The following is a 12,540-nucleotide window of genomic DNA, read 5'->3' as shown; positions in this document are numbered from 1 at the left end:
CCATGACCTCCTTCATCGCCCTCCGGCAGGCCTCACGGCGGGATGCCTCGGAGCTGGCGATTCTGGCGGATATCGCTTCGCGCGGTTTTGCCTCCTGGCTCTGGTTTGGCGGTGTGGAAAACGGCGTAAGCGACACGCCGCTGGAGCGGGGCCGGCTGAAGATGAGCGAGGAGGAGGCTGTCGGAGGCTGGCGGGATGCGGTCATTGCCGAGGCCTATGGCGAGGTCGCTGGTGTGGCGATCGGCCACGCGCTGGGTGAGGGGATAGGCGATATCGAGGCGACGATTCCGGCGACCGCACCGATGCTTGCCCTGCAGAAGACGGTGGTTGGAAGCTGGTTCATCGGCAGTCTCGGCGTCTATCGCCACCTGCGCGGCATCGGCATCGGACGCAGGCTGCTGGACGATCAGATCGAAAGGGCCGATCGGCGGCCCGTCAGCCTGATCACCGCCAGCGACAACGAAGCGGCTTTGTCGCTTTATGGAAGAAACGGATTCCTGGAGGCTGCGCGCGCCGATGCCGTGCCGCTCTTCGAAAACAGCAAAAGACATGCGTGGGTGCTCATGACCCGCAGCGCAGTGTAACAAAGGCAGGAAACACATGGCTGAATCCTACGACGTCATCATCATCGGTTCGGGTCCCGGCGGCTATGTCGCTGCCATCCGCGCCAGCCAGCTCGGCCTCAAGACCGCGATCGTCGAGCGCGAGCATATGGGCGGCATCTGCCTGAACTGGGGCTGCATCCCGACCAAGGCGCTGCTGCGCTCGGCCGAGGTGCTCGACCACGCCAATCACTTCAAGGATTACGGCCTCGTTCTCGAAGGCACGGTCAAGCCGGATGCCAAGGCCGTTGTCGGCCGTTCGCGCGCCGTCTCCGCCCGTCTGAATGCCGGCGTCGGCTTCCTGATGAAGAAGAACAAGATCGACATCATCTGGGGCGAGGCAAAGATCACCAAGCCCGGCGAGATCGTCGTCGGCAAGTCGTCGAAGCCGGTCGTCGAGCCGCAGCATCCCGTGCCGAAGAATGTCAAGAGCGGCGAGGGCACCTATACCGCCAAGCATATCATCATCGCCACCGGCGCCCGCCCGCGGGCGCTGCCCGGCATCGAGCCGGATGGCAAGCTGATCTGGACCTATTTCGAGGCGCTGAAGCCGGATGTTCTGCCGAAGTCGCTGATCGTCATGGGCTCGGGCGCGATCGGCATCGAATTTGCCAGCTTCTATCGCTCGATGGGCGTTGACGTCACGGTCGTCGAAGTCATGCCGACCATCATGCCGGTCGAGGATGCCGAGATAACGGCGATCGCCCGCAAGCAGCTTGAAAAGCGCGGCCTCAAGATCTTCACCAGCGCCAAGGTCTCGAAGGTCGAGAAGGGCGCTGGCAGCGTCACCGCTCATGTCGAGACCGCCGATGGTAAGGTGCAGCAGATCACCGCGGACCGGCTGATTTCGGCCGTCGGCGTTCAGGGCAATATCGAAAACCTCGGCCTCGAGGCGCTCGGCATCAAAACCGACCGCGGCTGCGTCGTCATCGATGGCTACGGCAAGACCAATGTCGCCGGCATCTATGCGATCGGCGATGTCGCCGGCCCGCCGATGCTGGCGCACAAGGCGGAGCATGAGGGCGTCGTCTGTGTCGAAAAGATCGCCGGCCTGCCGAACGTTCATCCCACCGACAAGGCCAAGGTGCCGGGCTGCACCTATTGCAATCCGCAGGTCGCCTCCGTCGGCATCACCGAAGCCAAAGCCAAGGAACTGGGCCGCGACATCCGCGTCGGCCGCTTCTCCTTCGCAGCGAACGGCAAGGCGATCGCGCTCGGCGAAGACCAGGGCATGGTGAAGGTGATCTTCGACAAGAAGACCGGCGAGCTGCTCGGCGCCCACATGGTCGGCGCCGAAGTCACCGAACTCATTCAGGGCTTCGTCGTCGCGATGAATCTCGAAACGACTGAGGAAGAACTGATGCACACGATCTTCCCGCATCCGACGGTATCCGAATCGATGAAGGAAGCGGTGCTCGATGCTTACGGCCGCGTGCTGAACGCTTGATAATTTCCCAATCCGCCCTTTATCTCAGGGCGGCAAAGCCGTCCCGCCGGGGTGGCAAAGCCATCCCCCCCGGAGTGGAAAGCCATTCCGCTGGGGCGGAAAACAAGAAAGGAAATCATCATGTCTATGGAGACGCAGGCGTTGCTGGTGTTTTTGCTGATCGGCCTGGTTGCAGGCTTCCTCGCAAGCCTGGTCGTCGGTGGCGGCGGGTTGATAAGATGCCTGCTGAGCGGCATCATCGGCGCCTTCGTCGGCGGTTATCTGTTCAGCGCGCTCGGCATTTCGCTGGGCATTGAAAACGCGCTGGTCGTGCAGATCATCCACGCGACGGTCGGTGCCATTATCGTGGTTCTGATCGCAAGAGCGGTCGCTTAAGGGTCAAAAGAGGTTAGGGCAGATATGGAAAGCGTCGGCTGGATTTCGGCAATCATCATCGGCGGGCTTGCGGGCTGGCTCGCCGGCAAGCTGATGGAAGCGCGATACGGGATTTTCCTGAATATCGTGCTCGGCATCGTCGGCTCGGTCGTCGCAAGCGCCATCCTCGCGCAGTTTCATCTCGAGGTGGTCGGCGGGCGGCTCGGCTACTTCGTGACGGGTTTCCTCGGCGCCTGCTTGTTGATATTCCTTGCGCGGCTGGTGCGGCGCTAGATCCGAATGAGATTTGCCGCATAGGGGCGGTAGAAAGCTGAAACTGCAATGGTGACCATCCTCGACACGATCAATCCCGACGCCAAGCGCGTGCGGCATCCGGAGAAGGCGCATCGGCCGGACACGGAAGTCATGCGCAAGCCGGACTGGATTCGCGTCAAGGCGCCGACCTCCAAGGGTTATGCCGAGACGCGCGCGATCGTGAAGGAGCATAAGCTCGTCACCGTCTGCGAGGAGGCCGGCTGCCCGAATATCGGCGAGTGCTGGGATAAGAAGCACGCGACCTTCATGATCATGGGCGAGATCTGTACTCGCGCCTGCGCCTTCTGCAATGTCGCCACCGGCAAGCCGAATGCGCTCGACATGGCCGAGCCGGAGAACGTCGCCAAGGCGGTCAAGGAGATGGGCCTCAGCCACGTCGTCATCACCTCGGTCGACCGTGACGACCTGGAAGACGGCGGCGCAGAACATTTCGAAAAGGTGATCTGGGCAATCCGTGCCGCCTCGCCGATGACGACGATCGAGATCCTGACGCCCGACTTCCTGAAGAAGCCGGGTGCGCTGGAACGCGTCGTCGCCGCCAAGCCCGACGTCTTCAACCACAATATGGAAACGGTGCCTGGTAATTATCTGACGGTTCGCCCCGGCGCCCGCTACTTCCATTCCGTCCGCCTGCTGCAGCGGGTGAAGGAACTCGATCCCACCATGTTCACCAAATCGGGCATCATGGTTGGCCTTGGCGAAGAGCGAAACGAAGTCCTGCAGCTGATGGACGATCTGCGCACCGCCGATGTCGACTTCCTGACGATCGGCCAGTACCTGCAGCCGACCCGCAAGCACCATAAGGTCGAAAGCTTCGTCACGCCCGACGAGTTCAAGTCCTACGAGACCGTTGCCTACAGCAAGGGCTTCCTGATGGTCGCCTCCAGCCCGCTGACCCGCTCCTCGCACCATGCCGGCGACGACTTTGCTCGGCTGCGGGCGGCGCGCGAGAAGAAGCTGTTGATCGCCGCCGAGTAACATCTAGTACTTGCTTTTTGATTGAACCGCGGCGATTTTTGCCGCGGTTTTTCTTTGGGCGGCCGACGATGAACATCACCTTCGGATTGAAATCGGCGTTGGCCGAAGCCGACCGTATCCTGGTGATCGGTTGCCCCGGCAGCGGCAAAAGCACGCTGGCAAAGCGGCTGTCGCGCGCGCTCGACCTTGACTACATCTCCATGGACCGCGACTTCTACTGGCTACCAGGCTGGAGAAAGAGGCCGCGCAACGAGATCGACAGCCTGATCGCCAAGGCGGTGGCGGAAGAACGCTGGATCATGGATGGAACCGGCCTCAGCTCCTTCCATCTTCGCCTGCCGCGCGCAGACGCCGTCATTTGGCTTCGGCTGCCCAGATATGCATGCCTGTACGGCGCGGTCTCGAGAACATACCGTTATTTTGGGCGCAACCGTCCCGAACTGCCTGCCGGCTGCCCCGAACGCCTCTCGTTGGACGCGCTCGCCTATATCTGGAATTTCGAGCGCGATGCCGCACCTCTGATCGAGGTAGCACTTCAGGATCACGGGCTTGCAAATTCCACCGTCATCATAAAATCGCGCAAAGCAGCTAACCGGTTCGCCGCTCTTAGCGCTTGAGTCGCGCCGGCGAAACGCACGTCTGGCTCGAGGGAGTTGCATGATGGATCAGAGAGTAGACTTGCCGCCGCGTCAGCAGATCACCGATCTCGAACAGGCTTCGGAGCATATTCGCACAGCCCGCCGCATCCTCGTCATGGGTTGCTCGGGCGGCGGCAAATCCACGCTATCGCTGAAGATTGCCAAGCGCTTCGGGCTTTCCTACATTTCGCTCGATCGCGACGTATTTTGGCTTCCCGGCTGGGTGGTGCGCGACAGGGTCGAGCAGAGAAATATCATCACCAGTCGGATCCTCGAAGAACGTTGGATCATGGACGGCACGAATTCGTCTTCCTTGGACATTCGGTTGCCGCGCACCGATCTCGTCGTCTGGGTCCGCATGCCGCGGCTTCTCTGTATCTGGGGTGCAATCAGCCGGTGGGCGAAATGGATCGGCCGCACTCGCCCCGAAATGGCGCCGGGCTGTATCGAGAAGATCGATTTGGAATTCCTCCGCTTCATCTGGACTTTCGAGGAAAAATTCGCGCCGCGTCTCGTCGCGGGCATCGCCGAGCACGGCCCCGAAGTGCCGGTTCTTCAGCTAAAATCCCGCCGCCAGATGCGCGAGCTTCTTGATCTTCTCGGCCGGCCCGATTAATTGCCGCTTATGCCGCAATTCGAAACGCACCGTCCCGTCCCGCACACGCCCGAGCAGATGTTCGACCTCGTCGCCGATGTCGAGCGCTATCCGGAATTCCTGCCGCTCTGCGAAGCGCTCGCCATCAGGAGCCGCAAGGAGCGCGACGGCAAGATCCTGCTCGTCGCCGACATGACGGTCGGCTACAAGGCGATCCGCGAGACCTTCACGACACAGGTGCTGCTGAACCGGGCCGAACACGTCATCGAGGTCAAATATATCGATGGCCCGTTCAAATATCTCGACAACCGCTGGCACTTTGCCGAGACGCCGTCTGGCGGCTGCACCGTCGATTTCTTTATCGATTACGAGTTCAAGAGCCGCATCCTGGGTGCGTTGATGGGCTCGATGTTCGACCGCGCCTTCCGCATGTTCACCGAAGCCTTCGAGACCAGGGCAAACAGGATCTACACGCCGGCCCGATGAGCGAACCGGCGTCAGGCAGCAAGGAGCGAGCGCACCATCTCCAGCGCCGTCCTGATCGTCGCCAGCCGGACCTCGCTGCGGCCGATATCGCCATAGAGCATTTTCCGATGGATGAGCGTACCGGCGCGCGACTTGGCGGCGAGATGCACGAGGCCGACCGGTTTTTCCGCCGATCCGCCGCCGGGGCCGGCAATGCCTGTGACGGCGACGGCGATCTCGGCGCGTGAGCGGAAGAGGGCGCCATGTACCATCTGCCGCGCCGTTTCCTCGGAAACCGCCCCGAAGCGCAGCAGGGTTTCCGCCTGCACGCCGAGCATCTCGATCTTTGCGCTATTCGTATAGGTGACGAAGCCTCGGTCGACGACAGCTGACGAACCCGAAATCTCCGTCAGCGCCCCGGCGATCAACCCGCCGGTGCAGGATTCGGCGGTCGAGACCATCAGCCCTGCGGCCGTGAAGTCATGGATGATCGTCTCCGCCGCCGAAAGGATATCGTCGGGAAAAAGGCTCATCATTTCCTCCCGCGATAGACGACGGTTGCCGTGGCAATCGCCGCGATGCCTTCGCGCCGGCCGACAAAGCCGATCGTCTCGTTGGTCGTCGCCTTGACCGAGCAGCGCTCGATATCGATGCCGAGATAATCCGCCAGTTTCGCCCGCATGGCGTCGCGATGTGGGCCGACCTTCGGCGCCTCGGCAATCAGCGAGACGTCGGCATTCATGATCGTGCCGCCGCGCTCGCGCACGATCCGGGCGGCATGCTCGATGAATATCCGCGATGCCGCTCCCTTCCATTGCGGGTCGGACGGTGGGAAATGATCGCCGATATCGCCGGCGCCGCAGGTGGCGAGCAGCGCGTCCGTCAGCGCATGCAGCGCAACGTCGGCATCGGAGTGTCCTTTCAGTTTCTGGTCATGCGGAATGAACACGCCGCAGAGCGTCACGCCATCGCCCGCGACGAGCTGGTGCACGTCGTAGCCGTTGCCGGTGCGCACGTCTGGAAGCAGCGAAGACGAGAGCTTGTCGTCGGCCATGGCGATATCGCTTTTAACCGTCAGCTTGACGTTGTCGGCCGTGCCCTCGACGATCGTCACCGGAATGCCCAGCCATTCGGCGATCGAGGCGTCGTCGGTGAAATCGCTTCGTCCGCTTGAAGCCGCCTTCTCATGCGCCTCGAGGATCGTTTCGAAGGCGAAGGATTGCGGCGTCTGCGCCGCGTAAAGATGCTCGCGTGAAACCGTCGTCAGCACGGTGCCTGTATTGTCGGCGCGTTTCAGCGTATCGGTGACCGGGATCGCCGGCAGGACCGCCTGCGCGCCGGCGCCAAGGCTCTCGGCGATGCGATCGAGAAGCGCATGGTCGAAGAACGGCCGCACGGCATCATGGATCAGCACATGGCTGATTTGCTTGTCCTTGAGGTATCTGAGGCCGGCAAGCACGGATTGCTGCCTGGTCGCACCCCCATGCACCGTTTCGATCGGCGTTGCCGAGATGATGTGGCGGAAGGCTCTCGCAAACAGCGCCTCGTCATCGGGATGAATGACGACGACAATCTCAGTTGCCGCTTCCCATGTCATGAAGTTTTCAAGCGTATGCACGATAACCGGCTTGCCGCCAATCATGCGATACTGCTTGGGGCCTTCCTTGGAAGATCCTGCGCGCTCGCCGCGGCCGGCGGCAACGATGACAATTCCAGCCGATATCGGTTGCTTAGAAGGCATTTGCAGCATAAATCCCCTAAATTATGCGGAATTGACCCGAGTGCTCTAACGTCTTGCTTTCGCCTTTTCCAGCATCTGCCCGAAAAATATCAATTCCCGTCCGAGCCCCCTTGGCAAGCCAGGGAATAGTGGCTAAAAATAATGCAGTTCTATTGTGTGCCCGAAAGATAATCATTTGATTTCCAAGGACCTCGCAGCGCCTTTCCAAATCGGACCCGTGTCCGTGCGGAACCGCGTTGTGCTGGCGCCGATGTCCGGCGTCACGGATATGCCCTTCCGCGAGCTTGCCTGGCGCTTCGGCGCCGGCCTCGTCGTCACCGAGATGGTGGCGAGCCGCGAACTGGTCAACGACACGGCCGAATCCTGGTCGCGGCTCAGCGCTGCGGGCTTCCGGCCGCATATGGTGCAGCTTGCCGGGCGCGAGGCGCACTGGATGGCGGAGGCGGCCAAGATCGCCGCCGATCACGGCGCCGATATCATCGACATCAACATGGGTTGCCCGGCAAAGAAAGTGATCGGCGGTTATTCCGGCTCGGCGCTGATGCGCGATCCCGATCACGCGCTCGGCCTCATCGAGGCGACGGTCAAGGCCGTCGACATTCCGGTGACGCTGAAGATGCGCCTTGGCTGGGATGAGAATTCGATCAACGCGCCTGATATCGCCCGCCGCGCCGAGGCGGCCGGCATCCAGCTTGTGACCATTCATGGGCGTACCCGCATGCAATTCTATGAAGGCCGCGCCGATTGGGATGCGATCCGCGCCGTCCGCGAGGTGATCTCCATTCCGCTGATCGCCAATGGCGATGTCGAAACCGCAGGCGATGCGCAGGAAATATTGCGCCGCTCCGGCGCCGATGCCGTGATGATCGGCAGGGGCTGCCAGGGCAGGCCGTGGCATGCCGGCGTCATATCGGGGGCGCCCGAGCCGCTACCGCAGGAGATCGCCGATATCGCCATCGAACATTACCGGATGATGCTGGATTTCTACGGCGAAGCGGTGGCGATCCGCCACGCCCGCAAGCACCTTGGCTGGTATCTCCAGCGTTTCGCGCCTGATCTGTCAGGCCCTGAAAAGGCTGAGATCATTACCTCGCGCGACCCGCGCGAGGTGGCCGCGCGCCTTTACGATGCATTGGCGGCCAGTGTTGTCGACAGCCGGGAGGCGGCATGATGAAGGATATGACATCTCCGTCCGATCACGCCGGCGGGACCGTCGCCATGGCCGTGCTGAACGCCATCCAGAACCCCGTCGTCATGGTCGACGAATCTGGCTTCGTCGTTTTCGCCAATTGGGAAGCGGAGGCCTTCTTCGGCGCCAGCGCCTCGCATCTGGCGCGTTACCGCATCTCGACCTTCATTCCTTTCGGCAGCCCGCTGCTCGCACTGATCGACCAGGTGCGCGAGCGCAAGGCGCCGGTCAACGAATATCGCGTCGACCTGAGTTCGCCCCGCCTCGGCCAGGACAAGCTCGTCGATCTCTACGTCGCCCCGGTGCTCAGCGAGCCCGGCGCCGTCGTCATCGTCTTTCAGGAACGCTCGATGGCCGACAAGATCGACCGGCAGCTGACGCATCGCGCCGCCGCCCGCTCGGTGACCGGCCTTGCCTCGATGCTGGCGCACGAGATCAAGAACCCGCTCTCCGGCATCCGCGGCGCCGCCCAGCTGCTCGAACAATCTGCGGACGACGACGATCGGGCGCTGACCCGGCTGATCTGCGACGAGACCGATCGCATCGTTTCGCTGGTCGACCGGATGGAAGTCTTTTCCGACGAACGCCCTGTCGACCGCATGCCGGTCAATATCCATTCCGTGCTTGATCATGTGAAGGCGGTCGCCAAGGCGGGTTTTGCCCGCAACATTCGGGTCACCGAGAGTTACGATCCGTCGCTGCCGGCCGTCTATGCCAATCGCGACCAACTCGTCCAGGTCTTCCTCAATCTGGTGAAAAACGCCGCCGAAGCGGTCGGCGATCGGCCGGACGGCGAAATCATGCTGACGACGGCCTATCGCCCCGGCATCCGTCTTTCGGTCGCCGGCACGCGCGAAAAGATCTCGCTGCCGCTGGAATTCTGCGTCCATGACAACGGCCCCGGCGTTCCCCTCGATCTGTTGCCGCATCTCTTCGATCCCTTCATCACCACCAAGCCGAACGGCAGCGGCCTCGGCCTGGCGCTGGTCGCCAAGATCATCGGCGATCACGGCGGCATCATCGAATGCGACAGCCAGAACAGCCGCACGACATTCCGCGTTCTCATGCCGGCGTCGAAGGACGCCTCGCTTGAAGACGCCTCTATAGCAAGCTCGACAGGACCTTCTCGATGACAGCCACGATCCTCGTTGCAGATGATGATGCGGCCATCCGGACCGTGCTCAACCAGGCTTTGAGCCGCGCCGGTTATGACGTCCGCATCACCTCCAACGCCGCTACCCTCTGGCGCTGGATTTCGGCAGGCGAGGGCGATCTGGTCGTCACCGATGTGGTGATGCCCGACGAGAACGCCTTTGATCTGCTGCCGCGCATCAAGAAGGCGCGGCCCGACCTGCCGGTCCTCGTCATGAGCGCCCAGAACACCTTCATGACCGCCATCAAGGCCTCGGAGAAGGGCGCCTACGACTATCTGCCGAAGCCCTTCGATCTCACCGAGCTGATCGGCATCATCGGCCGGGCGCTGGCCGAGCCGAAGCGCAAGCCCGCCAAACTCGAAGACGACATGCAGGACGGCATGCCGCTCGTCGGCCGGTCGGCGGCGATGCAGGAAATCTACCGCGTGCTCGCCCGGCTGATGCAGACGGACCTGACGCTGATGATCACCGGCGAATCCGGCACCGGCAAGGAACTCGTCGCCCGCGCGCTGCATGATTACGGCAAGCGCCGCAACGGCCCGTTCGTTGCAATCAACATGGCCGCAATCCCGCGCGACCTGATCGAATCCGAACTTTTCGGCCATGAGAAGGGCGCCTTCACCGGCGCGCAGACGCGCTCGACCGGCCGCTTCGAGCAAGCCGAAGGCGGCACGCTCTTCCTCGATGAAATCGGCGACATGCCGATGGACGCCCAGACACGGCTCTTACGCGTCCTGCAGCAGGGCGAATACACCACCGTTGGCGGCCGCACGCCGATCCGCACCGATGTGCGCATCGTTGCCGCCACCAACAAGGACCTGAAGCAGGCGATCAACCAGGGCCTCTTCCGCGAGGATCTCTACTACCGTCTCAATGTCGTGCCGCTGCGCCTGCCGCCGCTGCGCGACCGCGCCGAGGACATCCCCGATCTGGTGCGCCATTTCATCCAGCAGGCGGAAAAGGAAGGCCTCGGCTCCAAGCGCTTCGATCAGGAAGCGCTCGAACTGATGAAGGCCTATGCCTGGCCGGGCAACGTCCGCGAGCTGGAAAATCTCATCCGCCGTCTGATGGCGCTCTATCCGCAGGATGTGATCACCCGCGAGATCATCGACGCGGAACTGCGTTCCGACGTGCCCGACAGCCCGATCGACAAGGGGCCGATGCGCAGCGGTTCGATGACGATCGCGCAAGCCGTCGAGGAGAACATGCGCAGCTATTTCGCAGGCTTCGGCGACAATCTGCCGCCGCCCGGCCTCTATGATCGTGTGCTGACCGAAATGGAATATCCGCTGATCCTCGCCGCACTGACGGCGACGCGCGGCAACCAGATCAAGGCGGCCGATCTTCTCGGTCTCAACCGCAACACCTTGCGCAAGAAGATCAGGGAACTTGGGGTTTCGGTCTACAGGAGTTCCCGCACCGCCTGAGCCTGCTCTGGGGCACGATGAAAAGAAGGCGGCGGGCCCTCATGTTTGCCCACCGCCCACCCCTCCCGGCGTCCGCCGCCACGGTCGGGAGGAGAGGTGAGCCTATCTGAGCCAAGTCGCGGTTTATATCCAAGCAGACAAACAAAGATGCGGTGTCATTCAACAGTCACATAAGCATTTGTGAGGAGTGATGTGACGCCGGGTGAATGTCATTGAAGTTGCTGCGATCGTCGTCGCCGTGCCTGTGGATAAGCTGTGGATAACAGGTGGACGACGTGATCAATCAGCGGGCGATAATGTCGCAGGTTCCAATCGCATGTTGCCTATCCGTTCCGAATCTCGTCATTCTGCCGTTGCTGCTGTCGACCTCCGCCGCAAACGTCGTCGATCGCATGCCACGGGGCGCTCCGACTGATGTCGTGGAGCGCCCTTTTTCTTCACGGTCGGGGCTGGCAGGAACTGCGACATCGTGTTTTGGTCAACTTGCGGGCTGAGCCTCGCATATCGTTGCGCATGCCATAAATTACGCGAATCGGTCGTCGATCAATCGGGCGACGCCGACCCCGGTGACCAGCCGGCACATATTCATAATTTGCGGGAGTTGCATGATGGAATATCGACGTTTGGGAAAGTCGGGCCTGAAAGTGAGCGAGTTCTCCTTCGGTTCATGGGTCACGTTCGGCAAGCAGGTCAATGGAGGCGACGCCGTCGACCTCATGAAGCTTGCCTACGACAATGGGGTGAACTTCTTCGACAATGCCGAAGGATACGAGAGCGGCAAGTCCGAGATCGTGATGGGCGAGGCGCTCAGCAGGCTTGGCTGGAGCCGTGACAGCTTCGTCGTCTCCAGCAAGGTCTTCTGGGGAGGCCAGAAGCCGACGCAGCGCGGCCTGTCGCGCAAGCATGTGACTGACGCCTGCCACGCAGCGCTCAAGCGGCTTCAGGTCGACTACCTCGACCTTTACTTCTGCCATCGCCCGGATATAGACACGCCGATCGAGGAAACGGTCCGGGCGATGCACGATCTCGTCGTCCAGGGCAAGGTGCTCTATTGGGGCACGTCGGAATGGTCCGCGCAGCAATTGACGGAAGCCTACGCCGTTGCTCGCGACCTGCGCATTACGCCGCCGACCATGGAGCAGCCGCAGTACAACATCTTTGAACGCCAGAAGGTCGAATCCGACTATCTGCCGCTCTACGACCTGATCGGCCTTGGCACCACGATCTGGTCACCGCTCGCCTCGGGCGTCCTGACCGGCAAATATAACGACGGTGTGCCGGCCGACAGCCGTATGAACCTGCCGGGCTACGAATGGCTGAAGGAAAAGTGGTCCAGTGATGCCGGCCTTGCCCAGCTCAAACAAGTTGGCGAGCTCGCAAAGCTCGCGGACGAGATCGGCATGTCGATCACGCATCTTGCCCTTTTGTGGTGCCTCGCCAACCGCAACGTCTCGACCGTCATTCTTGGAGCCTCGCGCGCCAGCCAGCTGCAGGACAATCTCGCCGCTCTCTCACACCGAGAGAAGATGACGTCTGACGTGCTGGAGCGGATCGACACGATCGTCGGAAACAAGCCCGAAGGACCACGTCGCTTCTAGAGGGACCATCGAGGAG

14 protein-coding genes are annotated in these 12,540 nt (G+C 61.9%); 12 read left to right on the top strand and 2 right to left on the bottom strand.

Going from position 1 to position 12,540, the window contains the following annotated elements; genetic code table 11:
- The first annotated feature begins 2 nt into the window (after positions 1-2).
- From GR198_RS06900 to GR198_RS06865, 8 genes are all read left to right on the top strand, one after another.
- Positions 3-584 carry a GNAT family N-acetyltransferase gene (locus tag GR198_RS06900; protein ID WP_164045633.1) on the top strand — a complete coding sequence of 194 codons (582 nt, stop codon included), beginning with the start codon at positions 3-5 and terminating at the stop codon, positions 582-584.
- A gap of 16 nt (positions 585-600) precedes the next feature.
- Complete coding sequence (gene lpdA / locus GR198_RS06895) at positions 601-2,049, top strand: dihydrolipoyl dehydrogenase (protein WP_164068036.1); 1,449 nt, start codon at positions 601-603, stop codon at positions 2,047-2,049.
- Between the two features lie 120 nt (positions 2,050-2,169).
- Complete coding sequence (locus GR198_RS06890; RefSeq protein ID WP_003539329.1) at positions 2,170-2,424, top strand: GlsB/YeaQ/YmgE family stress response membrane protein; 255 nt, start codon at positions 2,170-2,172, stop codon at positions 2,422-2,424.
- A 24-nt stretch (positions 2,425-2,448) separates the two neighbouring features.
- Positions 2,449-2,697 carry a GlsB/YeaQ/YmgE family stress response membrane protein gene (locus GR198_RS06885; protein ID WP_003539331.1) on the top strand — a complete coding sequence of 83 codons (249 nt, stop codon included), beginning with the start codon at positions 2,449-2,451 and terminating at the stop codon, positions 2,695-2,697.
- 48 nt (positions 2,698-2,745) lie between these two features.
- A complete protein-coding gene (gene lipA / locus GR198_RS06880) occupies positions 2,746-3,717 on the top strand; it encodes a lipoyl synthase (RefSeq protein WP_012757334.1) in 972 nt (323 codons plus the stop codon).
- A gap of 68 nt (positions 3,718-3,785) precedes the next feature.
- Positions 3,786-4,334 carry an AAA family ATPase gene (locus tag GR198_RS06875; RefSeq protein WP_029873169.1) on the top strand — a complete coding sequence of 183 codons (549 nt, stop codon included), beginning with the start codon at positions 3,786-3,788 and terminating at the stop codon, positions 4,332-4,334.
- A gap of 40 nt (positions 4,335-4,374) precedes the next feature.
- Complete coding sequence (locus tag GR198_RS06870) at positions 4,375-4,971, top strand: AAA family ATPase (protein WP_164068034.1); 597 nt, start codon at positions 4,375-4,377, stop codon at positions 4,969-4,971.
- Between the two features lie 9 nt (positions 4,972-4,980).
- Entirely contained in the window at positions 4,981-5,436 is a 456-nt protein-coding gene (locus tag GR198_RS06865) for a type II toxin-antitoxin system RatA family toxin (RefSeq protein WP_017993995.1), read from the top strand.
- An 11-nt stretch (positions 5,437-5,447) separates the two neighbouring features.
- Here the strand turns inward: GR198_RS06865 and GR198_RS06860 are convergent, their stop codons facing one another.
- Together GR198_RS06860 and GR198_RS06855 are read right to left on the bottom strand one after the other, a co-directional pair.
- The gene (locus GR198_RS06860; RefSeq protein ID WP_204337031.1) at positions 5,448-5,951 is read right to left on the bottom strand and encodes a CinA family protein; all 504 of its coding nucleotides are present in this window, start codon (positions 5,949-5,951) and stop codon (positions 5,448-5,450) included.
- The gene (locus GR198_RS06855; RefSeq protein ID WP_164068030.1) at positions 5,948-7,165 is read right to left on the bottom strand and encodes a bifunctional 2-C-methyl-D-erythritol 4-phosphate cytidylyltransferase/2-C-methyl-D-erythritol 2,4-cyclodiphosphate synthase; all 1,218 of its coding nucleotides are present in this window, start codon (positions 7,163-7,165) and stop codon (positions 5,948-5,950) included. Before GR198_RS06855 ends, GR198_RS06860 begins: the two co-directional genes overlap by 4 nt.
- 145 nt (positions 7,166-7,310) lie before the next feature.
- Here GR198_RS06855 and dusB point away from each other — a divergent pair, with 145 nt between their 5' ends.
- The 4 genes from dusB (at position 7,311) to GR198_RS06835 (ending at position 12,524) form a co-directional block, all read left to right on the top strand.
- Complete coding sequence (dusB, locus tag GR198_RS06850) at positions 7,311-8,327, top strand: tRNA dihydrouridine synthase DusB (RefSeq protein ID WP_312876437.1); 1,017 nt, start codon at positions 7,311-7,313, stop codon at positions 8,325-8,327.
- Positions 8,324-9,478, top strand: a complete 1,155-nt coding sequence (locus GR198_RS06845) for a two-component system sensor histidine kinase NtrB (RefSeq protein WP_072638582.1) — start codon at positions 8,324-8,326, stop codon at positions 9,476-9,478. Before dusB ends, GR198_RS06845 begins: the two co-directional genes overlap by 4 nt.
- Positions 9,475-10,926, top strand: a complete 1,452-nt coding sequence (ntrC, locus tag GR198_RS06840; RefSeq protein ID WP_003539347.1) for a nitrogen regulation protein NR(I) — start codon at positions 9,475-9,477, stop codon at positions 10,924-10,926. Before GR198_RS06845 ends, ntrC begins: the two co-directional genes overlap by 4 nt.
- A 608-nt stretch (positions 10,927-11,534) precedes the next feature.
- Entirely contained in the window at positions 11,535-12,524 is a 990-nt protein-coding gene (locus GR198_RS06835; protein WP_164068028.1) for a potassium channel beta subunit family protein, read from the top strand.
- Positions 12,525-12,540: the final 16 nt, after the last annotated feature.

The sequence above is a fragment of the Rhizobium leguminosarum genome (assembly GCF_010668065.1).
Lineage (GTDB): Bacteria > Pseudomonadota > Alphaproteobacteria > Rhizobiales > Rhizobiaceae > Rhizobium > Rhizobium leguminosarum_S.
The sequence above is the reverse complement of the archived record's forward strand: the minus strand, read 5'-3'. Positions and strand labels throughout refer to the sequence as shown.

Excerpts from the sequence above, each read along its gene's own strand:
- GR198_RS06900 (WP_164045633.1), top strand. The coding sequence starts at position 3 with ATGACCTCCTTCATCGCCCTCCGGCAGGCCTCACGGCGGGATGCCTCG.
- lpdA (WP_164068036.1), top strand. The coding sequence starts at position 601 with ATGGCTGAATCCTACGACGTCATCATCATCGGTTCGGGTCCCGGCGGC.
- GR198_RS06890 (WP_003539329.1), top strand. The coding sequence starts at position 2,170 with ATGTCTATGGAGACGCAGGCGTTGCTGGTGTTTTTGCTGATCGGCCTG.
- GR198_RS06885 (WP_003539331.1), top strand. The coding sequence starts at position 2,449 with ATGGAAAGCGTCGGCTGGATTTCGGCAATCATCATCGGCGGGCTTGCG.
- lipA (WP_012757334.1), top strand. The coding sequence starts at position 2,746 with ATGGTGACCATCCTCGACACGATCAATCCCGACGCCAAGCGCGTGCGG.
- GR198_RS06875 (WP_029873169.1), top strand. The coding sequence starts at position 3,786 with ATGAACATCACCTTCGGATTGAAATCGGCGTTGGCCGAAGCCGACCGT.
- GR198_RS06870 (WP_164068034.1), top strand. The coding sequence starts at position 4,375 with ATGATGGATCAGAGAGTAGACTTGCCGCCGCGTCAGCAGATCACCGAT.
- GR198_RS06865 (WP_017993995.1), top strand. The coding sequence starts at position 4,981 with ATGCCGCAATTCGAAACGCACCGTCCCGTCCCGCACACGCCCGAGCAG.
- GR198_RS06860 (WP_204337031.1), bottom strand. The coding sequence starts at position 5,951 with ATGATGAGCCTTTTTCCCGACGATATCCTTTCGGCGGCGGAGACGATC.
- GR198_RS06855 (WP_164068030.1), bottom strand. The coding sequence starts at position 7,165 with ATGCTGCAAATGCCTTCTAAGCAACCGATATCGGCTGGAATTGTCATC.
- GR198_RS06845 (WP_072638582.1), top strand. The coding sequence starts at position 8,324 with ATGATGAAGGATATGACATCTCCGTCCGATCACGCCGGCGGGACCGTC.
- ntrC (WP_003539347.1), top strand. The coding sequence starts at position 9,475 with ATGACAGCCACGATCCTCGTTGCAGATGATGATGCGGCCATCCGGACC.
- GR198_RS06835 (WP_164068028.1), top strand. The coding sequence starts at position 11,535 with ATGGAATATCGACGTTTGGGAAAGTCGGGCCTGAAAGTGAGCGAGTTC.